Source organism: Streptomyces triticisoli, assembly GCF_003270085.1.
Classification (GTDB): domain Bacteria; phylum Actinomycetota; class Actinomycetes; order Streptomycetales; family Streptomycetaceae; genus Streptomyces; species Streptomyces triticisoli.
Genome location: NZ_QFDQ01000012.1, coordinates 1 through 19,288 on the forward strand (window position 1 = coordinate 1; position 19,288 = coordinate 19,288).

The window sequence follows — 19,288 nt, forward strand, 5'->3', positions numbered from 1 at the left end:
GGCCCGCCTGCGCTCACGCAGGCGGGCCGCCGTCGTCCGCGGCGCCGGGCGGAGTCCGGCCGGGCGTGAACCGGGCGCGGGCCGTACGCCGGCTCGGCATTCCGGCCGTACGCCTCCGACCTGCGGTGTCGATCGCTCCAGCGCCTCCTGCGCGCCGCCGCCCCCATCCGTCGTGCCGTTCACGGGCCGGTGCGCCGTCGCGCACCCGATGAGAAATTCCTGTCCGAATCATTGACGCGCCTCCAGGCCCCCCGCACCTTGTGCCAGCAAGCGCTTACTCGAAACGATTCATGACGATGGGTGACGTTGCCGGGAGGCCCGACTGTGGGGATCAGCAGGAGCATGGAGAGGCGAACGGTTCTGAAAGCGGCCGGGGCTTCGGCGGCCGCGCTCAGGCTCGGCGCGACGGCCGGATGTGGTGGCGAAAGCGGTTCCGGGGACGGGACGGTGACGATCCGTTATTCGTGGTGGGGCGCCGAAGAACGCGCCAAGAAGATCAACCAGACCATCGCGCTCTTCGAGAAGAAGCACCCGAAGATCAAGGTGAAGGCGGACTTTCAGACGTATCAATCCTTCTGGGAGAAGTTCCAGACGCAGGCCTCCGGCGGAAATCCCCCGGACGTTTTCCAAAACGCCGTCACTTTCCTTCGTAAGTACGACAAGAGGGGAGTCCTGCTCGATCTGAAGTCACAGATCGACGCGGGCAATCTGACGCTGGACAACTTCCGCGCCGACGTCACCGAGGTCGGCGAGGTCGACGGCAAGCAGCTCGGCATTCCGGTCGGCTCCAACACCGTGACTCCACCCACGCGTGAACGCGCGGGCTTCCTGTGTCGGTGGCTAGGCCACGTCGCAGAGGGCCGGCCCGGCCCTGTTGAGAACGTTCGTCGCGCCGACGTGGTCCGCGTTCGCGGTGAACCCGCACGTGACGCATTCGAATTTCGCCTGGGTGGCGCGGTTCTCCTTCGCGACGTGCCCGCATGCGAGGCACGTGCGGGAGGTGTTGCGCGCGTCCGCCGGAACCAGGAGGCGATCGGCGCTTTCAGCCTTGTTCGCCAGGATTCGGAGGAACTGTGCCCAGCCCGCGTCGAGGATGCTGCGGTTGAGCCCGGCCTTCGCGGCGGAGCCGTTCGGCAGGAAGGCGCCGGGCGTGGCGGGGTCGGGCCTGGGCCTGGGTACACGGGTCATGCCCGCGGTGTTCAGATGCTCGTGCGCGATCGCGTCGTGGCCGCGGACCAGGGTGAGCGCGGCCTTGTGGTGGAAGTCAAGGCGCTGCCTGCGGATCTTGGCGTGCAGCTTGGCGACCCTCCGGGCTGCGGCGCGGTGCTTCTTGGTGCGCTGCCGGGTGCGCTTGGGGAACGTCGCCAGGTGCCGCTGCGCGTCGGCCAGCTCGGCAGCCATCGCCCCGAGGAACCTGGGGTTGGCGACGTGTGCGCCGTCCGAGGTGGTCAAAAAGTGTGTGACGCCCATGTCGATGCCGGCCATGGCGCCGGTGGGCGGCAGCGGCTCGGCGGGGACGTCGCCGCAGGACAGGACGATGTACCAGCGGTTGCCCTCCCGCTTGACGCTGATCGTCTTCACCCGGCCCTGGACGGCCCGGTGCCGGTGCACCCGGACGTGGCCGACGCCCTGGAGTCGGACGCGGGTGTGCCGGTCGTGCGGGGTGGAGTCCCAGCGGCAGCCGTCGCCGTCCCTGGGGGAGGCAACGGTGTCGAAGTGCTCGACGCCCTTGAACCGCGGATGCCCCGGGGTCTGCCCCGTCTTCACGCGGCGGAAGAACGCGGCGAACGCCTTGTCCAGCCGGCGCAGGGTGGCCTGCTGGGAGGAGAACGACCAGCGGCCCTGCCGCTCCGGGTCGAACGCCCGGATCTCCTTGAGCTGGGCGGACTGCTCCCCGTACCGGACGGTGGTCTTCGAGGCGTGCCGCCAGGCGTCCCGGCGTTCCTGAAGCGCACCGTTGTACAGCGAGCAGTGGTCCCGCAGCATCTCGCCCAGCGCGACCGCCTGGCGCACGGTGGGGCGCAGGAGGAACTTGTACGCGCGGATCACAAACCGTCCCCCTTCTCCCGGGAGCGTTCCCCCTGGGCATCGGTGTACCGCCGCTCCGTCTCGGTGCTGACCGCGCCGACCGGGGCCAGGAAGTACGACGACGACCACAGCGTCGGAAGTTTCGACCGCAGGTGCCAGAACTCCTCGTGCAGCCCGAGGTAGTACACACTGCCGGAGAACCGGCGGACCTTCCTGGTCACTGCGACACGGCGAACATACGCACGGCATCCGTAGGTGAAATCCCCTGGCCCCTGAACCTCACCCGTACGTGTGAGGCGGCCACCCCGGCCACGCCGGGCCGCCCCGAAGGGGCCCTCGACTCCCTCCCCCCATCAGATGAAGCCGATGGCCCCCTCGGAGGAGAACTGATGACGCTGGTGATCGACAAGAAGGTCCGGCAAAAGGCAGGCGTCGAGCCGCACGCCGGCTGGACCTGGGACGAATTCACCCGTCTCTCACGGGGATGCCCGGCGTTCACGCCGGGGTGAGGGTACCTCCCGTTTGCGGGGAGGGATCGCATCCGGGTGCCGCGGCGCGGGGTGTCGCCGTACCCGGTTTCGGGCGCGGAGCGCCCTGGTCAGATGCCCAGGTGGAGTCCGGGGCGGGGGAACGCAAGGCGGCGGAACGGGCAGTCACGGAGGCCGGGTGTGCCCGCTACACCTACCGGCTGCGCGTGTCGTCGGCCGAACAAGCGGCGCGCTACGGCTCCGACGGCTGCACTGAGTCCTCGCCGTGGCGGATGGAAAAGCTGAACGGGCCGGACACGCTGGTCCCGGGCAGCGAGGCCGCCTGGGTGTCCACCAACGACACCGCGCTCTACGGACTCGCCGCCATCGAGAACCTGGTGCTGCTCGGCGACAGGATGCCCCCACCGAAGCGGTTTGAAGGAAGCCCACCGGGACCTGTATTGTTCAGTGCGTTCCCGGGCGATTAGCTCAGTGGGAGAGCGCTTCGTTCACACCGAAGAGGTCACTGGTTCGAACCCAGTATCGCCCACGATGTCGATGGCGGCTCATGCCTGCAAAAAGCGCAGGCCGAGTCGCCATCGTCGTGTTCTGCGCGGCTTCGCCGCGTGCGGCGGGGGCTCCGCCACCCGCACCTCCGGGCGGTTGATGGCGCCGTGGGCCGGAAGGCTCATGCCGCCGCCGGAAGCTCCGGACGCAGCGGCCACGACGGATCCACCGCCTCCTCCGCCCCATTGCGCGCGAACCACGCCTGCAGCCCCCGGGCCTGCGCCGCGTGCCACCCCGTCTGCAGGGCGTGCAGCTCGGCGGGGGTCAGGAGCTCCAGACGGGCTGCGAAGCGACGGCCCAGTGCCCGCACGACCTCCAGCGCGGCCAGCGCGTCCGCCGCCGCGTCGTGCGCGTCGGCCAGCACGACCTCGTAGTGCGCGCACAGGTCGGCAAGGGTGCGCCGCCCCTTGCGGTAGCGGTCCAGATGCTTGTCCATGACCCGCGGGTCGAGCACGCACAGCGGCGAGGACTCGAACCAGCGCTGCAGCGAGGAGGCCCGGTGACGGCGCAACTCCCGGTCGAACAGCGTCAGATCGAACGGCGCGTTCATCACCACCAGCGGACGGCCCCGCGCGGCCTGCTCCGCCAGCTCCTCGGCCATCTCGTACATCACCGGCGCCGGCCAGCGCCCGTTGCGTTGCAGATGCTCCTCCGTCAGCCCGTGCACCGCCGTCGCCGCCTCGGGCACCGGCACGCCCGGGTTCACCAGCCAGCGGGTCACCCGCGGCCGGAAACCCGGGGCGTCCTGGACGACGACGGCGGCCGACACGATGCGGTCGGTCTCGACGTCGACACCCGTGGTCTCCGTGTCGAACGCGGCCAGAGGCCCCTCGTACCAGCACGCCATATGCCCACAACTCCTCACTCACCCAGGGCAGTCGACGCACCGCCTGCTGCCCGTTTGGTGATACCCGGGCTGTTTGCGCCGTACGCCGGAAGGACACAACAGGAATACGGGTCTTTGCAGTTCACAGGCCCACAGCGGGGATTCACCAAGCGTGGAAGGCTGTTGGTCATGGTGATGGCGCAGCCCGAGCGGGGCGGGCTGCTGCCCGAGCACGCGGACGCCCCACGGGGCACACTCGCCACCACCGCCTGCATGGAGACACTGCAGGTGGGCTATCTGCACGCGGTCGCCGCCGCGGCCGGCTGCTCGCTGTCCCAGCCCTTCCCCGACAACGGCATCGACTGGCACGTCAGCCACAGCGCCCCCGGGCACACCGTCGACGACGAGGTGACCATCAAGGTGCAGCTGAAGTGCACCTACCAGATACCGCCCAGCCCCCCGGGCCGGTCCTTCTCCTTCATCCTCGACAACGCCCACCTGGCCAAGCTCGCCCGCACCCCGGTCTCGGTGCACAAGATCCTCGTCGTCATGATCGTGCCCCGGTCGCCGGACCAGTGGCTGCGCGCCGGCCACGACCGGCTCGACCTCAGGCACTGCTGCTACTGGGTCAACCTCGCCGGCCACCCCGTCACCGGCCGGCACCGCACCACCGTGCGGATCCCGACCTCGCGCATCTTCGACGACCGGGCCCTGTGCGAGATCATGACGCGGGTCGGGACGGGAGGCAGACCATGAATCACCGCCCCCTCGGCGAGTCCCCGCGGTCCGCGCGCCCGCACCCCGTCGACGCCCCCCGGAGCCGTCCCCCCGGTCCCCCTGGTTCCCCCGAGCCCGCCGGCATCGACCCGGCCGTGCTCGGCGCCCTGCTGCACCGACACGGCTGGCAGCGGCGCGGCGGCGCCCCCGGGCGCTACGGCCGCTGGACCCCGCCCGACCCGGCCGGTGCCGGTACGAGTCTGCTGGTGCCGGAGAGCCGCGCCTTCCCCGACAGCGACGACCTGCTCGGCGAGGCACTGGACGCCCTCACCCGCAGCGGGACCTCCTCCGCGCGCGAGGTACTGGTCGCCCTCTCCCTGCCCAGCGACGAGATCCGCTGGTGGCGGGACGTGCCGGGCGGACCGGCCGACGCCGCCCCCTGGACCGACGACGAGCGGCTGCGCGGCGCCGCACGGCAGATGCTGCTCGCCGCCGCGCTCGCCACACGCGAGCGTGCCGGCTACCACGGCGCCCGCCACCGGCGCTCGGCCGCCGCGTGCCTCGAACACGTCCTCGTCGGCTCCGCGACCGACGGCCGCCGGCTGACCGCCTTCGTCCCCGTCGACCCCGGACGGCCCCTCGCCGTACGCCTCCACCAGGCCCTGTACGCCATCCGCGAGGCCGTCGACCACCGGCGGGCCACCGGCAGGCTGGACGCCTTCGACGGCGCCGTCCGCGCGGGCGCCAGCCGCGAACTCACCGAGGCCGTCGTCGCCCTCGTACGCGGCACCGAGGGCGCCCGCGTCGCCGTCGGGTGGGCGCCCGCCGCCGGCGTTCCCGAGCACTGCGCGACCGCCGCCGAGGTCGTCGAGTTCTTCCCCGGCGACCTGCCCGTGCTGCGCGAGGCCGGCGCCCGCTATCTGCGCGCCGAACCGTCGGTGCCCGTGCGGATCACCGGCACCGTGGTGCGGATGCGCAGGTCCCAGCCGCGTGGCGAGGGCACGGTACGGCTCCGGGTGCTCGCGGGCGCCGAGGTGCCCTACGTGCGCGTGACTCTGGAGGAGGAGGACTACCGCATCGCCGGCCACGCCCACCTGGTCGGACTGCCCGTGCGGGTGCTCGGACGGCTGGAGAGCCGGGGCGGCTTCCGCCGGCTCACGGGCGCCTTCGGGGTCGTACCCGTGCAGGTGGAGGACGAGGAGCGGGACCGGCTGATGAAGTCGCTCCAGGAGGATCTGGACTTCTTCGAGGAGGCGTGCAGCGGGGACGACTGTGACTGACCATGGACGCGGGATTGACGCAGGGTTATCGTTTCGCGGTCGGTGGCTCCGGGTCGGTACGATCCTCTATTGCGCGCGCCATAGGTGACGGGTGCGCTTCCACTTTCAGGCAGGAGAGACCGGTGTCAGACGTCCGTGTGATCATCCAACGCGATTCCGAGCGGGAAGAGCGCACGGTGACGACGGGCACCACGGCCGCCGACCTCTTCGCCGGCGAGCGCTCGATCATCGCCGCGCGCGTGGGCGGCGAGCTGAAGGACCTCGCCCACGAGGTCAAGGACGGCGAGACCGTCGAGGGCGTCGAGATCTCCTCCGAGGACGGCCTCAACATCCTGCGCCACTCCACCGCGCACGTCATGGCGCAGGCCGTGCAGGAGCTCTTCCCCGAGGCCAAGCTGGGCATCGGCCCGCCCGTCAGGGACGGCTTCTACTACGACTTCGACGTCGAGAGGCCGTTCACGCCCGAGGACCTCAAGGCCATCGAGAAGCGCATGCAGGCGATCCAGAAGCAGGGTCAGCGCTTCTCCCGCCGCGTCGTCACCGACGAGGCCGCCCGCGAGGAGCTGGCGGACGAGCCGTACAAGCTGGAGCTGATCGGCCTCAAGGGCTCCGCGTCGCACGAAGACGGCGCGGACGTCGAGGTCGGCGCCGGCGAGCTGACGATCTACGACAACCTGAACGCCAAGACCGGCGAGCTGTGCTGGAAGGACCTGTGCCGCGGTCCCCACCTGCCGTCGACCCGGATGATCCCGGCGTTCAAGCTGATGCGCAACGCCTCGGCGTACTGGCGCGGCAACGAGAAGAACAAACAGCTCCAGCGCATCTACGGCACCGCCTGGCCGTCCAGGGACGAGCTGAAGGCGTACCTGGATTTCCTCGCCGAAGCGGAGAAGCGCGACCACCGCAAGCTCGGCAGCGAGCTGGACCTGTTCTCCATCCCGGAGCAGATCGGCTCCGGCCTCGCCGTCTTCCACCCCAAGGGCGGCACCGTCCGCCGGGTCATGGAGGACTACTCGCGGCGCAAGCACGAGGAAGCCAGTTACGAGTTCGTCTACACCCCGCACGCGACGAAGGGGAAGCTCTTCGAGACCTCGGGCCACCTGGACTGGTACGCCGACGGCATGTACCCGCCCATGCAGCTCGACGAGGGCGTGGACTACTACCTCAAGCCCATGAACTGCCCGATGCACAACCTGATCTTCGACGCGCGCGGCCGGTCGTACCGTGAACTGCCCTTGAGGCTCTTTGAGTTCGGCACGGTCTACCGCTACGAGAAGTCGGGTGTCGTGCACGGTCTGACCCGGGCCCGCGGCTTCACCCAGGACGACGCGCACATCTACTGCACGCGCGAACAGATGGCCGACGAGCTCGACAAGACGCTCACCTTCGTGCTGAACCTGCTGCGGGACTACGGCCTGACGGACTTCTACCTGGAGCTGTCCACCAAGGACCCGGAAAAGTACGTCGGGACCGACGAGGCCTGGGAGGAGGCCACCGAGATCCTGCGCCAGGTCGGTGAGAAGCAGGGCCTGCAGCTGGTCCCGGACCCGGGTGGCGCGGCGTTCTACGGCCCGAAGATCTCCGTCCAGGTCCGCGACGCCATTGGCCGCACCTGGCAGATGTCCACGGTCCAGCTGGACTTCAACCTGCCGGAGCGGTTCGACCTGGAGTACACCGCCGCCGACGGCTCCAAGCAGCGCCCGGTCATGATCCACCGCGCGCTGTTCGGCTCCATCGAGCGGTTCTTCGCGGTGCTGCTCGAGCACTACGCGGGCGCGTTCCCGGCGTGGCTGGCGCCGGTGCAGGCGGTGGGTATCCCGGTGGGCGACGCCCACGTGGAGTACCTGGAGAAGTTCGCCGCCGATGCGAAGAAGCAGGGTCTGCGGGTCGAGGTGGACTCCTCCTCGGACCGCATGCAGAAGAAGATCAGGAACGCCCAGAAGCAGAAGGTGCCGTTCATGGTGATCGTCGGCGACGACGACATGAATGCGGGCACGGTGTCGTTCCGCTACCGCGATGGGTCGCAGAAGAACGGCATTCCTCGTGACGAAGCGATCGCCGAGATCGTTGACGTGGTGGAGCGTCGGGTTCAGGTCTGATGTGCTCCCCGCCTGCGCGGGGATCGGCCCCCGGGGGGTTCCCGGGGGCCTTTGCCGTACCCCCACAGTGACGCCATATGCTGCACGCATGACGAGTGAGCCGGAGCAGCAGTCGGGAGTGGGCACGCAGGACGCGTTCCAGCGTCTGTGGACGCCCCACCGGATGGCCTACATCCAGGGCGAGAACAAGCCGAGCGGCCCCGGTGCCGACGACGGCTGCCCCTTCTGCTCGATCCCGGCCAAGTCCGACGAGGACGGGCTGATTGTCCGGCGCGGCGAGCTGGTCTACGCGGTGCTCAATCTGTACCCCTACAACGGCGGTCACACCATGGTCGTTCCGTACCGGCACGTCGCCGACTACACCGACCTGACCGAGGCGGAGACCGCGGAGCTCGCGGAGCTCACCAAGCAGGCGATGCGGGCTCTGCGCGCTGCCTCCGGCGCCCATGGCTTCAACATCGGCCTGAACCAGGGCGCGGTCGCCGGCGCCGGTATCGCCGCCCACCTGCACCAGCACATCGTGCCCCGCTGGGGCGGCGACACCAACTTCCTGCCCGTGATCGGCCACACGAGGGTCCTGCCGCAGCTCCTCGCCGACACCCGCAAGATGCTCGCGGAGGCATGGCCCGCGTAGTACCGCGGGCGGGCCCGCGTCTCACGCGTCGTACACGTCGGCCTTCTTCGGCGACACCTCCTGCACCCCTCCGCTGAGGACCGACGCGCGGGAGCCGAACTTCTCGACGTCCACCCCGTTCTCCTTGAGAACCTTGAGCGCCGCCGCGTGCACCACCCGCAATACCGGAGTGGCGGCGCGCAGCGCGTCGTCGGCCATGAAGCGGTGTCGCCAGGGCTGGTCGGCCCAGGCGTGCCGCAGGCCGAAGGGTTCGGGCAGGGTGAGGCTGCCGCCGAGCCAGTTCAGCAGGGGTGGGTACCAGGTCAGGGGGGCGCGGGCGGCGAGCCGTACGACCTCGTCGGCGTCGACCAGGGGCAGCTTCACCTTGCGGGTCTCCCAGAACCGGAGCGCCTTCTGGACCTCCTTCTCCTTGGCCGCCGGCTTCTCGTTGAACAGGGGGTTGACCGGTCCCAGGGCGTGGCCGGTGACCTCGATGCGCAAGGTGTCGTGCAGCACCGTCACGGTGACCAGCATGGTGATCACCAAGTGGCCGTCCCAGAGCGTCCACTGCACGCCGAGGTAGTGCCGGTCACCGCTGCCGAACTGTTGCTTGTTGCAGATGTCCTGTATGGCGTGTGTCTTGACCGTGTACGCGTCGACGTCCGTACCGCTCGGCCGGGAGACCTCCGTCGCGTTCTCCCCGATCGGCGTGACGATCCAGTGCGTGACGGACGGCTTGGGGAAGCCGCCGGTGTTGATGGGCGTGCGTTCCAGCATGGCCAGGCCGCCCTGGATCGCGGTGATGACGTCCCAGCTGCGGAAGGGGTGGAACTCCTTGCCCTGCTCGGCGGGGACCAGTTCCTCGGCCAGCTGCCAGCTGCCCCAGCGCGTGCCCATGCCGAGTATGCCCTTGGGGCCGGCGTAGAAGACGGAGTTGGACTGCTGTTCCGCGCTGAGGCGGGCGAGTTCCTTGCGTACCTGCTCGGCCGCGTCGCCGGGGCTGCCCGGTACGGCCTCGGGGATCTTCGCCCCCACGCCGCTGCCGGAGAGCAGGGCCGCCCAGTACTCCCGCAGTTCGTGTGCCGAGCGTTCGCAGATCCGCTTGGCCCAGAACCAGCCGACGACCGGCAGGACGATCGCCGCGCGCGCGTACCAGGCCCAGAAGCCGGTGAAGGGCATCTTGATCAGGAAGAGCACGGCGAGGGTGCCCACGGCGACCAGCAGGGTGGTGGCGAGGGCGCCGGCCCGCTTGTCCTCCCGTCTGCTGACGTTGGTGCGCAGAGTGAACACCAGCAGCCACATGAGGAGGCCGGGCAGGAAGAGCACTCCGCACAGCACCGTCACCGCCGTGAGCCAGTTGTCGCGCTCCCGGCGGATGCGGTGGGCGGCCAGGCAGTGCTCGACCACGACTTGGGGTTCGGTGCCGAAGGACTGGATGAGCGGTGCACGTCCGGCGCCCAGCATGCGGTCGATCACCGCGCGGGAGAAGGCCTCACCGAGCCGGGGCCGGAAGATCTTCGCCCAGGGACGCGGCGGCTTGACCGTCGACTTGTGCCATTCGTTGTCGGCTTGGAGGATCTTGGTGACCTCGTCGTCCCGGTAGGCCGCCGAGGCCAGGGCATAGGTCGCCGCCGTCTGCCCTGCCGCCCCGGACAGGGGCACCTGCGCCCCGGGACTGAAATCGAATCCGTCCGTCACTGCCGCCCCCATTGCCGCCGCACCTGCCTTGCGGCATTCCCGACTTCCCTGCCCCGCACACCTGTTGATCAGGTCATCAGGGTATCGGGAGTCACTGACACGGGGAGGCGGACGGCCGAAGCCGTCCGCCTGTTCGGAACGAAGCGTTTCGGCGCCCGGGTTGTGCGCCCGGCGCGACCGTGGCGCGTCAACTACGATGCCTCGCGCTCCTGTTGCCGGACCCGGTCGGCCACCTGCGGCGGCATCGGCTCGTGCCGTACGTACCGGCGGTCGAAGCGGGCCGTGCCGTGCGACAGGGAGCGCAGGTCGACCGCGTACCGGCCGATCTCGATCTCGGGCACCTCGGCCCTGATGAGGGTTCGGCCGTTGCCCACCTGTTCGGTGCCCAGCAGCCGGCCGCGCCGGCCGGACAGGTCGCTCATGACGGCGCCCACGTAGTCGTCGCCGACCAGCACGGTCACCTCGGCCACCGGCTCCAGCAGGTGGATCCTGGCGTCGGCCGCGGCCTCCCGCAGCGCCAGCGCGCCGGCCGTCTGGAAGGCGGCGTCGGAGGAGTCCACCGAGTGGGCCTTGCCGTCGAGGAGCGTGACCCGCACGTCGATCAGCGGGTAGCCGGTGGCGACTCCCCTGGCGGCCTGGGCCCTGACGCCCTTCTCCACCGACGGGATGAACTGCCGTGGCACGGCCCCGCCGACCACCTTGTCGACGAACTCGATGCCCGAGCCGCCCGGCAGCGGCTCCACCTCGATCTCGCAGATGGCGTACTGTCCGTGCCCACCGGACTGTTTGACGTGCCGGCCGCGTCCGGCGGACCTGGTCGCGAACGTCTCCCGCAGGGAGACCCGGTGCGGTACGACGTCGACCTGGACGCCGTACCTGCTGCGCAGCCGCTCCAGGGCGACGTCGGCGTGCGCCTCGCCCAGGCACCACAGCACGACCTGGTGGGTGTCCTGGTTCTGCTCCAGGCGCATCGTCGGGTCCTCCGCGACCAGCCGGGCCAGGCCCTGGGAGAGCTTGTCCTCGTCCGGTTTGCTGTGCGCCCGGATGGCCAGCGGCAGCAGGGGATCGGGCATCTGCCAGGGCTCCATCAGCAGCGGGTCGTCCTTGGCGGAGAGCGTGTCGCCGGTCTCCGCGCGGCCCAGCTTCGCCACGCACGCGAGATCGCCCGCGACGGCGTGCGTCACCGGGCGCTGCTGTTTGCCGAACGGCGTGGTCAGGGCGCCGACGCGCTCGTCGACGTCGTGGTCCTCGTGCCCGCGGTCGGCCAGCCCGTGCCCGGAGACGTGCACCGTCTCATCGGGGCGCAGGGTGCCGGAGAAGACGCGGACCAGGGAGATCCGGCCGACGTACGGGTCGGAGGAGGTCTTGACGACCTCGGCGACCAGCGGACCGTCGGGGTCGCACGGCTTCAGCTCGCGCGGCCTGCCGTCGATGGTGGTGACAGCGGGCACCTCGCGCTCCAGCGGGGTGGGGAAGCCGCCGGTGACCAGCTCCAGGAGCTCCACCGTGCCGATGCCCTGCCTGGCTCCGTCGGCCGCGGGGGCGGCGGCCAGGACGGGGAAGAACGCCCCGCGCGCGACGGCCCGTTCCAGGTCCTCGACGAGTGTCTTGACGTCGATCTGCTCACCGCCGAGGTAGCGGTCCATGAGGGTCTCGTCCTCGCTCTCGGAGATGATCCCCTCGATCAGCCGGTTGCGGGCCTCCTCCAGCCGTGGCAGCTGGTCCTCGCCGGGCTCGGACTCCTTGCGCTCCCCGGTGGAGTAGTCGAACAGCTTCTGTGTCAGCAGCCCGGCCAGTCCGGTCACGGGCGCGTGCCCGTCGGGGCCCTGCGGTCCGTGCAGCGGCAGGTACAGCGGCAGTACGGCGTCGGGGTCGTCCGCGCCGAACGCCTCCGCGCACACCCGCGTCATCTCCTCGAAGTCGGCGCGGGCGGCCTCCAGGTGCGTGACCACGATGGCGCGCGGCATGCCGACGGCCGCGCACTCCTCCCACACCATGCGGGTCGAGCCGTTCACGCCGTCGGAGGCGGAGACGACGAACAGGGCTGCGTCCGCGGCGCGCAGACCGGCCCTGAGCTCCCCGACGAAGTCGGCGTAGCCGGGGGTGTCCAGTAGGTTGATCTTGATGCCGTCCCAATCGACGGGCACCAGGGAGAGCTGCACCGAGCGCTGCTGCCGGTGCTCGATCTCGTCGTAGTCCGAGAGGCTGCCGCCGTCCTCCACACGGCCCGCCCGGTTCACCGCTCCCGCCGTCAGCGCGAGAGCCTCCACCAGAGTCGTCTTGCCCGATCCGGAGTGGCCGACCAGCACCACATTCCGTACGGACGCGGGATGGTCGGCCGCCATTGCCCTGCCGGCGGCTCCGGGGTGTGTTTGCACCTTGTCGCCCATGATCCTGCCTCCCGTGCACGGTGAGGTCGTTGTGGGCGCGGACACGCGGCACCGCGTCACTGGCGGCTCCTGCGATCGCCCGCGGTCCTTCGAGCTTTCCACTCCCGTCACGCTGCGTCCATACGAAGGACCCGATCCCGCCGTCCACCGGCGGGTCGCGCGCCGCGGCCCCGGGGGTGCGGGTGCCCGGCTGTCGCACCTGCGGGTGCGTGACCGTGACTACGATGGGCCAGCCGGTGGCCAGCAGGGGTCGCCCGGCGAACACCGACCCTCGGGAAGGCCATGCTGAACAAGTACGCGCGTGCATTCTTCACGCGTGTCCTCACCCCGTTCGCCGCGTTTCTCGTCCGCCGGGGCGTGAGCCCGGACACGGTCACGCTGATCGGGACGGCCGGAGTGGTCGCGGGCGCGCTGGTCTTCTACCCCCGGGGCGAGTTCTTCTGGGGTACGGTCGTGATCACGCTGTTCGTGTTCTCCGACCTCGTCGACGGCAACATGGCCCGCCAGCTGGGCCGCTCCAGCCGCTGGGGGGCCTTCCTGGACTCCACGCTCGACCGGGTCGCCGACGGCGCGATCTTCGGCGGGTTCGCCCTGTGGTACGCGGGCCAGGGCGACAACAACGTGCTGTGCGCGGTGTCGATCTTCTGTCTGGCCAGTGGCCAGGTCGTGTCGTACACCAAGGCCCGGGGCGAGTCGATCGGCCTGCCCGTCGCCGTCAACGGGCTGGTCGAGCGGGCCGAGCGGCTGGTGATCTCACTGGTCGCGGCCGGGTTCGCGGGTCTGCACAAGTTCGGTGTGCCGGGCATCCAGTACCTGCTGCCGATCGCCCTGTGGATCGTCGCCGCCGGCAGCCTGGTCACGCTGATCCAGCGGGTCGTCACCGTCCGCCGCGAGTCGGCCGAGGCGGATGCCGCCGAGACCCTGCCGGAGCAGGGGAGCGAGGCGGCGAAATGAGCGTCCAGGAGCGCCTCGGCGACGCGCTGTACGGCCTCGGCTGGAGCACGGTCAAGAAGCTGCCCGAACCGGTCGCCGTACGGCTGGGCCGCACCATCGCCGATCTCGCCTTCAAGCAGGGCGGCAAGGGCGTGAAGCGGCTGGAGAGCAACTACGCGCGCGTGGTGCCCGACGCGACCCCCGAGCGCCTGGCGGAGCTCACGCGCGCGGGCATGCGCTCGTACCTGCGGTACTGGATGGAGTCCTTCCGGCTGCCGGCCTGGAGCGCCGAGCGGATCAGGACCGGCTTCGACCCCAAGGGCCTGCACCACCTGACCGACGGCCTTGCGGCCGGCCGGGGCGTCGTCCTCGCCCTGCCCCACCTGGCCAACTGGGATCTGGCCGGCGCCTGGGTCACCACCGAGCTGAAGACGCCGTTCACGACCGTCGCCGAGCGCCTGAGGCCGGAGACGCTCTACGACCGGTTCGTCGCCTACCGCGAGGGACTGGGCATGGAGGTCCTGCCGCACAGTGGCGGCTCCGCGTTCGGCACGCTGGCCCGGCGGCTGCGCGACGGCGGGCTGGTCTGCCTGGTCGCCGACCGGGACCTGTCCGCCTCCGGAGTGGAGGTGACGTTCTTCGGCGAGACGGCCCGGATGCCCGCCGGACCCGCCCTGCTGGCCCAGCAGACGGGCGCCCTGCTGCTGCCCGCCACGCTCTGGTACGACGACTCGCCCGTCATGCGGGGCCGCGTCCACCCCCCGATCGAGGTGCCCGGGACAGGTACGCGGGCCGAGAGGACGTCTGTCATGACACAGGCGCTGGCCGACGCCTTCGCCACGGGGATCGCCGACCATCCGGAGGACTGGCACATGCTGCAGCGCTTGTGGCTCGCGGACCTGGAACCCCGCCCTGCGGACGGGGAGCGCGCGTGAGGATCGGCATCGTCTGCCCGTACTCCTGGGACGTGCCGGGCGGCGTCCAGTTCCACATCCGCGACCTGGCCGAGTACTTCATCGGCCTCGGTCACGAGGTGTCCGTGCTCGCCCCCGCCGACGACGACACCCCGCTGCCGCCCTACGTCGTCTCGGCCGGCCGCGCGGTCCCGGTGCCGTACAACGGCTCGGTGGCCCGGCTCAACTTCGGCTTCCTGTCGGCGGCCCGGGTACGGCGCTGGCTGCACGAGGGCCGCTTCGACGTGATCCACATCCACGAGCCGACCTCGCCGTCGCTGGGGTTGCTGGCCTGCTGGGCGGCGCAGGGCCCGATCGTCGCCACCTTCCACACATCGAACCCCAGGTCGAGGGCGATGATCGCCGCGTACGCGATCCTGCAGGCCGCCCTGGAGAAGATCAGCGCCCGGGTCGCGGTCAGCGAGTACGCCCGGCGCACCCTCGTCGAGCACCTCGGCGGGGACGCGGTGGTCATCCCCAACGGCGTCGACGTCGACTTCTTCGCCCGGGCCGAGCCCAGACCCGAGTGGCAGTCGGAAGAGGCGCGAAGCTCCGTCGAGGGTGGTGGGGGGAGACGGGCGGGCGGCACGATCGGCTTCATCGGCCGTATCGACGAGCCCCGCAAGGGCCTGCCCGTGCTGATGCGGGCCCTGCCGGCGATCCTCGCCGCCCGCCCGCACACCCGCCTGCTGGTCGCGGGCCGCGGCGACGAGAAGGAGGCGGTGGAGGGCCTGCCCGCGGAACTGCGCTCGCGCGTCGAGTTCCTGGGCATGATCAGCGACGAGGAAAAGGCCCGTTTCCTGCGCAGCGTCGACTTGTACGTCGCTCCCAACACCGGCGGCGAGTCCTTCGGCATCATCCTTGTCGAGGCCATGTCCGCCGGTGCCCCGGTGCTCGCCTCCGACCTCGACGCCTTCGCCCAGGTCCTCGACCAGGGAAAGGCCGGCGAACTGTTCACCAACGAGGACGCCGACGCCCTGGCCGAAGCGGCCGTACGCCTCCTGGCCGATCCCGGCCGCCGTGCCGAACTCCGCGAACGCGGCAGCACCCATGTCCGCCGCTTCGACTGGTCGACGGTCGGCGCGGACATCCTGTCCGTGTACGAGACGGTGACGGCGGGCGCGGCGGCGGTGGCGACGGACGAGCGGGCGACGGGACTGCGGGCACGGCTGGGGCTGGCACGGGACTGATGCCTGGGCGAGTGTGAGGGCGAAGCCACTCGGCCGATAGCCTTGCCGCCCGTGACCCCAACCCTCATCTGGATCCTCGTCGCGCTCGTCGCCGTCGGCCTGTACCTGAGCTGGACGGCGGGGCGGCTGGACCGGCTGCACGCCCGTATCGACGCCGCTCGTGCCGCACTGGACGCCCAGTTGCTGCGCCGTGCCTCCGTGACCCAGGAGCTGGCCACCTCCGGAGTGCTCGACCCGGCCGCCTCGATCGTGCTCTATGAGGCCGCGCACGCCGCCCGGCAGGCCGAGGAGGACCAGCGGGAGGTCGCCGAGAGCGAGCTGAGCCAGGCCCTGCGGGCCGTGTTCGCCGAGGTGCAGCAGGTGGAGGAGGTCCGCGAGGCGCCCGGGGGAGAGGAGACGGCCCGCGAGCTGACCGAGGCCGTGCGCAGGGTGCCGATGGCCCGCCGCTTCCACAACGACGCCGTCGGCGCGGCCCGCAGACTCCGCGAGCACCGCAAGGTCCGCTGGTTCCGCCTGGCCGGCCACGCCCCCTTCCCCATGTCCTTCGAAATGGACGACGAACCACCGGCGGCGCTGGCGGACCGGTCGGCGTAGCCGGCCCCACGGCCCGTCACCCGTGGGGTGGTCGGCTTCGGGCCGACAAACGGCCGGGGCAGGTGACATGACGATCGTGGTGGCGACGACGGAAGCGCGGGAACGAATCCCGGGGACGGGCCCCTTCCCCCCACTGGGACGGGCGGGCCGGGGCAGGGGTGCAGGAGGCGCAGCCCCGCCGGGGTGTGGGGCAGAGCCCTGGAGCGGGGCTCCTTCCCTCATCGCGACGGACGGGCAGGGAAGACCGAGCCAGGGGTGCAGGGGACGGAGTCCCCGCCGGGGCTTGGGGCGGAGCCCCAGGGCGAGGACCCCTCTCCCTGCCGGGACGGGCGGACCGGGTGGGCCAAGCCGGGGCGCCGCCCGATGGGGTCCGGGGCGGCGCCCCAGGGGCGGGCGCGGCGTCCGGACCAGGGCCCCGGGAGGGAAAAGGATCCACCGGGTTTCCATTGGCCCTTGCCGTGGACTGGTCCACTCACGTTTCCTCAGCGGTGCACCAAACCCTCTTTTCCACCCGAGTGAGGTCACCCGTGTCCACCACGATTTCCGACTCCGCCCAGACTCCCGAGACCGGCACCGCGCGCGTGAAGCGCGGCATGGCGGAGCAGCTCAAGGGCGGCGTGATCATGGACGTCGTCACGCCGGAGCAGGCGAAGATCGCCGAGGACGCGGGCGCCGTCGCGGTCATGGCCCTGGAGCGGGTCCCGGCCGACATCCGCAAGGACGGCGGAGTGGCCCGCATGTCCGACCCGGACATGATCGAGAGCATCATCGAGGCCGTCTCCATCCCGGTCATGGCCAAGTCCCGCATCGGCCACTTCGTCGAGGCCCAGGTCCTGCAGTCCCTCGGCGTCGACTACATCGACGAGTCCGAGGTCCTCACCCCGGCCGACGAGGTCAACCACTCCGACAAGTGGGCCTTCACCACCCCCTTCGTCTGCGGTGCCACCAACCTGGGCGAGGCCCTGCGCCGCATCGCCGAGGGCGCCGCGATGATCCGCTCCAAGGGCGAGGCCGGCACCGGCAACGTCGTCGAGGCCGTCCGCCACCTGCGTCAGATCAAGAACGAGATCGCCCGGCTGCGCGGCTACGACAACCACGAGCTGTACGCCGCCGCCAAGGAGCTGCGCGCCCCGTACGAGCTGGTCAAGGAGGTCGCCGAGCTCGGCAGGCTCCCGGTCGTGCTGTTCTCCGCCGGCGGCGTGGCCACCCCCGCCGACGCCGCCCTGATGCGCCAGCTCGGCGCCGAGGGCGTCTTCGTCGGCTCCGGCATCTTCAAGTCCGGCGACCCGGCCAAGCGCGCCGCCGCCATCGTGAAGGCCACCACCTTCTACGACGACCCGAAGATCATCGCGGACGCGTCCCGCAACCTCGGCGAGGCCATGGTCGGCATCAACTGCGACACCCTCCCCGAGTCCGAGCGCTACGCCAACCGCGGCTGGTAACCACCTCCATGACCGACGAAGCCCCCGTCATCGGCGTCCTGGCCCTCCAGGGCGACGTACGGGAGCACCTCATCGCCCTGGCCGCGGCCGACGCCGTGGCCAGGGCGGTGCGGCGCCCCGAAGAGCTCGCCGGGGTCGACGGCCTGGTCCTCCCCGGTGGCGAGTCCACCACCATCTCCAAGCTGGCCGTCCTCTTCGACGTGATGGACCCGCTCCGCGCGCGCGTGCGCGACGGCATGCCCGTCTACGGCACCTGCGCCGGCATGATCATGCTCGCCGACAAGATCCTCGACCCGCGCGCGGGCCAGGAGACCGTCGGCGGGATCGACATGATCGTGCGCCGCAACGCCTTCGGACGGCAGAACGAGTCCTTCGAGGCGGCCGTCGACGTCAAGGGCGTCGCGGGCGATCCCGTGGAGGGCGTCTTCATCCGAGCCCCCTGGGTCGAGTCCGTCGGCGCCGGGGCCGAAGTGCTCGCCGAGCACGACGGACACATCGTCGCGGTCCGTCAGGGCAACGCGCTGGCCACCTCGTTCCACCCGGAACTGACCGGCGACCACCGCGTGCACGCCCTGTTCGCCGACATGGTGCGCGCGAGCCGGACATCGGACTCCTTGTAGGATTCCAGCGTTCGCACGAAGACGGGTTACGTGAAGGAGACAGGCAGATGGCCGGCCACTCTAAATGGGCCACGACGAAGCACAAGAAGGCCGTCCTCGATGCCAAGCGCGGCAAACTCTTCGCGAAGCTCATCAAGAACATCGAGGTCGCCTCCCGTATGGGCGGCGCCGACCTGGACGGCAACCCGACGCTGTACGACGCCGTCCAGAAGGCGAAGAAGCAGTCGGTCCCCAACAAGAACATCGACTCGGCGATCAAGCGCGGCGCGGGCCTGGAGGCCGGCGGCGCCGAGTACGAGACGATCATGTACGAGGGCTACGGCCCGAACGGTGTCGCCCTGCTCATCGAGTGCCTCACCGACAACCGCAACCGCGCCGCCTCGGACGTCCGCGTCGCCATGACCCGCAACGGCGGCTCCATGGCCGACCCCGGCTCGGTGTCGTACCTCTTCCACCGCAAGGGCGTCGTGATCGTCCCCAAGGAGGAGCTGGCCGAGGACGACGTCCTGGCCGCCGTCCTGGACGCGGGCGCCGAGGAGGTCAACGACCTCGGTGAGAACTTCGAGGTGATCAGCGAGGCCACCGACCTGGTCGCGGTCCGCACCGCCCTCCAGGACGCGGGCATCGACTACGACTCCGCCGAGGCCAACTTCGTCCCGACCATGCAGGTCGAGCTGGACGAGGAGGGCGCCAAGAAGATCTTCAAGCTGATCGACGCGCTCGAGGACAGCGACGACGTGCAGAACGTCTTCGCCAACTTCGACGTCAGCGACGAGATCATGGAGAAGGTCGGCGCCTGACGCCGCCACGAGCTTCGCGGGGTTTCGACGGGCCGGCGGGACACTCCCGCCGGCCCGTCCCTTTGCGGGCG

Annotated in this window: 15 protein-coding genes, 1 tRNA gene and 3 pseudogenes; 14 read left to right on the forward strand and 5 right to left on the reverse strand. The window is 70.7% G+C overall.

Annotation, left to right across the window (positions count from 1 at the left end):
- Nucleotides 1-324: 324 nt before the first annotated feature.
- A pseudogene (locus DEP02_RS02595) lies at nucleotides 325-801 on the forward strand (ABC transporter substrate-binding protein); the annotation flags it as partial.
- Between the two features lie 39 nt (nucleotides 802-840).
- Here DEP02_RS02595 and DEP02_RS02600 read toward each other — a convergent pair.
- Nucleotides 841-2,049, reverse strand: a complete 1,209-nt coding sequence (locus DEP02_RS02600; protein ID WP_112465681.1) for an RNA-guided endonuclease InsQ/TnpB family protein — start codon at nucleotides 2,047-2,049, stop codon at nucleotides 841-843.
- Nucleotides 2,046-2,249, reverse strand: a complete 204-nt coding sequence (locus DEP02_RS02605; RefSeq protein WP_112465682.1) for a hypothetical protein — start codon at nucleotides 2,247-2,249, stop codon at nucleotides 2,046-2,048. Before DEP02_RS02605 ends, DEP02_RS02600 begins: the two co-directional genes overlap by 4 nt.
- Before the next feature lie 500 nt (nucleotides 2,250-2,749).
- On the opposite strand from DEP02_RS02605, the pseudogene DEP02_RS34295 reads away from it, so the two are divergent.
- Together DEP02_RS34295 and DEP02_RS02615 are read left to right on the forward strand one after the other, a co-directional pair.
- Nucleotides 2,750-2,917, forward strand: a pseudogene (locus DEP02_RS34295) (exo-rhamnogalacturonan lyase family protein); the annotation flags it as partial.
- A 56-nt stretch (nucleotides 2,918-2,973) separates the two neighbouring features.
- Nucleotides 2,974-3,045 (forward strand) — tRNA-Val (locus tag DEP02_RS02615).
- A gap of 138 nt (nucleotides 3,046-3,183) precedes the next feature.
- Here the strand turns inward: DEP02_RS02615 and DEP02_RS02620 are convergent.
- Entirely contained in the window at nucleotides 3,184-3,909 is a 726-nt protein-coding gene (locus tag DEP02_RS02620; protein ID WP_112465684.1) for a 3'-5' exonuclease, read from the reverse strand.
- Between the two features lie 168 nt (nucleotides 3,910-4,077).
- Here DEP02_RS02620 and DEP02_RS02625 point away from each other — a divergent pair, with 168 nt between their 5' ends.
- From DEP02_RS02625 to DEP02_RS02640, 4 genes are all read left to right on the forward strand, one after another.
- Nucleotides 4,078-4,644 carry a DUF4365 domain-containing protein gene (locus DEP02_RS02625; RefSeq protein ID WP_112465685.1) on the forward strand — a complete coding sequence of 189 codons (567 nt, stop codon included), beginning with the start codon at nucleotides 4,078-4,080 and terminating at the stop codon, nucleotides 4,642-4,644.
- Entirely contained in the window at nucleotides 4,641-5,885 is a 1,245-nt protein-coding gene (locus DEP02_RS02630; protein WP_112465686.1) for a hypothetical protein, read from the forward strand. The genes DEP02_RS02625 and DEP02_RS02630 overlap by 4 nt, the downstream gene beginning before the upstream one ends.
- 122 nt (nucleotides 5,886-6,007) lie before the next feature.
- On the forward strand, nucleotides 6,008-7,984 hold the full coding sequence (gene thrS, locus DEP02_RS02635) for a threonine--tRNA ligase (RefSeq protein ID WP_112465687.1): 1,977 nt from the start codon (nucleotides 6,008-6,010) through the stop codon (nucleotides 7,982-7,984).
- Between the two features lie 88 nt (nucleotides 7,985-8,072).
- The gene (locus DEP02_RS02640; protein ID WP_112465688.1) at nucleotides 8,073-8,618 is read left to right on the forward strand and encodes an HIT family protein; all 546 of its coding nucleotides are present in this window, start codon (nucleotides 8,073-8,075) and stop codon (nucleotides 8,616-8,618) included.
- Between the two features lie 21 nt (nucleotides 8,619-8,639).
- On the opposite strand, the gene DEP02_RS02645 is transcribed toward DEP02_RS02640, so the two are convergent.
- Together DEP02_RS02645 and DEP02_RS02650 are read right to left on the reverse strand one after the other, a co-directional pair.
- Nucleotides 8,640-10,307 (reverse strand): AbeC-like domain-containing protein, encoded by a 1,668-nt coding sequence (locus tag DEP02_RS02645; protein WP_112465689.1) that lies wholly within the window; start codon nucleotides 10,305-10,307, stop codon nucleotides 8,640-8,642.
- 179 nt (nucleotides 10,308-10,486) lie between these two features.
- Nucleotides 10,487-12,685: an elongation factor G-like protein EF-G2 gene (locus tag DEP02_RS02650; protein ID WP_112465690.1), complete on the reverse strand. Its 2,199-nt coding sequence runs from the start codon at nucleotides 12,683-12,685 to the stop codon at nucleotides 10,487-10,489.
- Between the two features lie 224 nt (nucleotides 12,686-12,909).
- On the opposite strand from DEP02_RS02650, the pseudogene pgsA reads away from it, so the two are divergent.
- The 7 genes and pseudogenes from pgsA to DEP02_RS02685 all read left to right on the forward strand — a co-directional run bounded on the left by pgsA (nucleotide 12,910) and on the right by DEP02_RS02685 (nucleotide 19,217).
- Nucleotides 12,910-13,639, forward strand: a pseudogene (gene pgsA / locus DEP02_RS02655) (phosphatidylinositol phosphate synthase).
- Entirely contained in the window at nucleotides 13,636-14,553 is a 918-nt protein-coding gene (locus DEP02_RS02660) for a phosphatidylinositol mannoside acyltransferase (RefSeq protein WP_112465692.1), read from the forward strand. The pseudogene pgsA and the gene DEP02_RS02660 overlap by 4 nt, the downstream one beginning before the upstream one ends.
- Nucleotides 14,550-15,761 (forward strand): glycosyltransferase family 4 protein, encoded by a 1,212-nt coding sequence (locus tag DEP02_RS02665; protein ID WP_112465693.1) that lies wholly within the window; start codon nucleotides 14,550-14,552, stop codon nucleotides 15,759-15,761. Before DEP02_RS02660 ends, DEP02_RS02665 begins: the two co-directional genes overlap by 4 nt.
- Before the next feature lie 42 nt (nucleotides 15,762-15,803).
- Nucleotides 15,804-16,355, forward strand: a complete 552-nt coding sequence (locus DEP02_RS02670) for a LemA family protein (RefSeq protein WP_112465694.1) — start codon at nucleotides 15,804-15,806, stop codon at nucleotides 16,353-16,355.
- A gap of 527 nt (nucleotides 16,356-16,882) precedes the next feature.
- A complete protein-coding gene (gene pdxS / locus DEP02_RS02675) occupies nucleotides 16,883-17,797 on the forward strand; it encodes a pyridoxal 5'-phosphate synthase lyase subunit PdxS (RefSeq protein WP_112465695.1) in 915 nt (304 codons plus the stop codon).
- A gap of 8 nt (nucleotides 17,798-17,805) precedes the next feature.
- Nucleotides 17,806-18,417, forward strand: a complete 612-nt coding sequence (gene pdxT, locus DEP02_RS02680) for a pyridoxal 5'-phosphate synthase glutaminase subunit PdxT (protein ID WP_112465696.1) — start codon at nucleotides 17,806-17,808, stop codon at nucleotides 18,415-18,417.
- Between the two features lie 47 nt (nucleotides 18,418-18,464).
- Nucleotides 18,465-19,217 (forward strand): YebC/PmpR family DNA-binding transcriptional regulator, encoded by a 753-nt coding sequence (locus tag DEP02_RS02685; protein WP_112465697.1) that lies wholly within the window; start codon nucleotides 18,465-18,467, stop codon nucleotides 19,215-19,217.
- Nucleotides 19,218-19,288 lie beyond the last annotated feature (71 nt).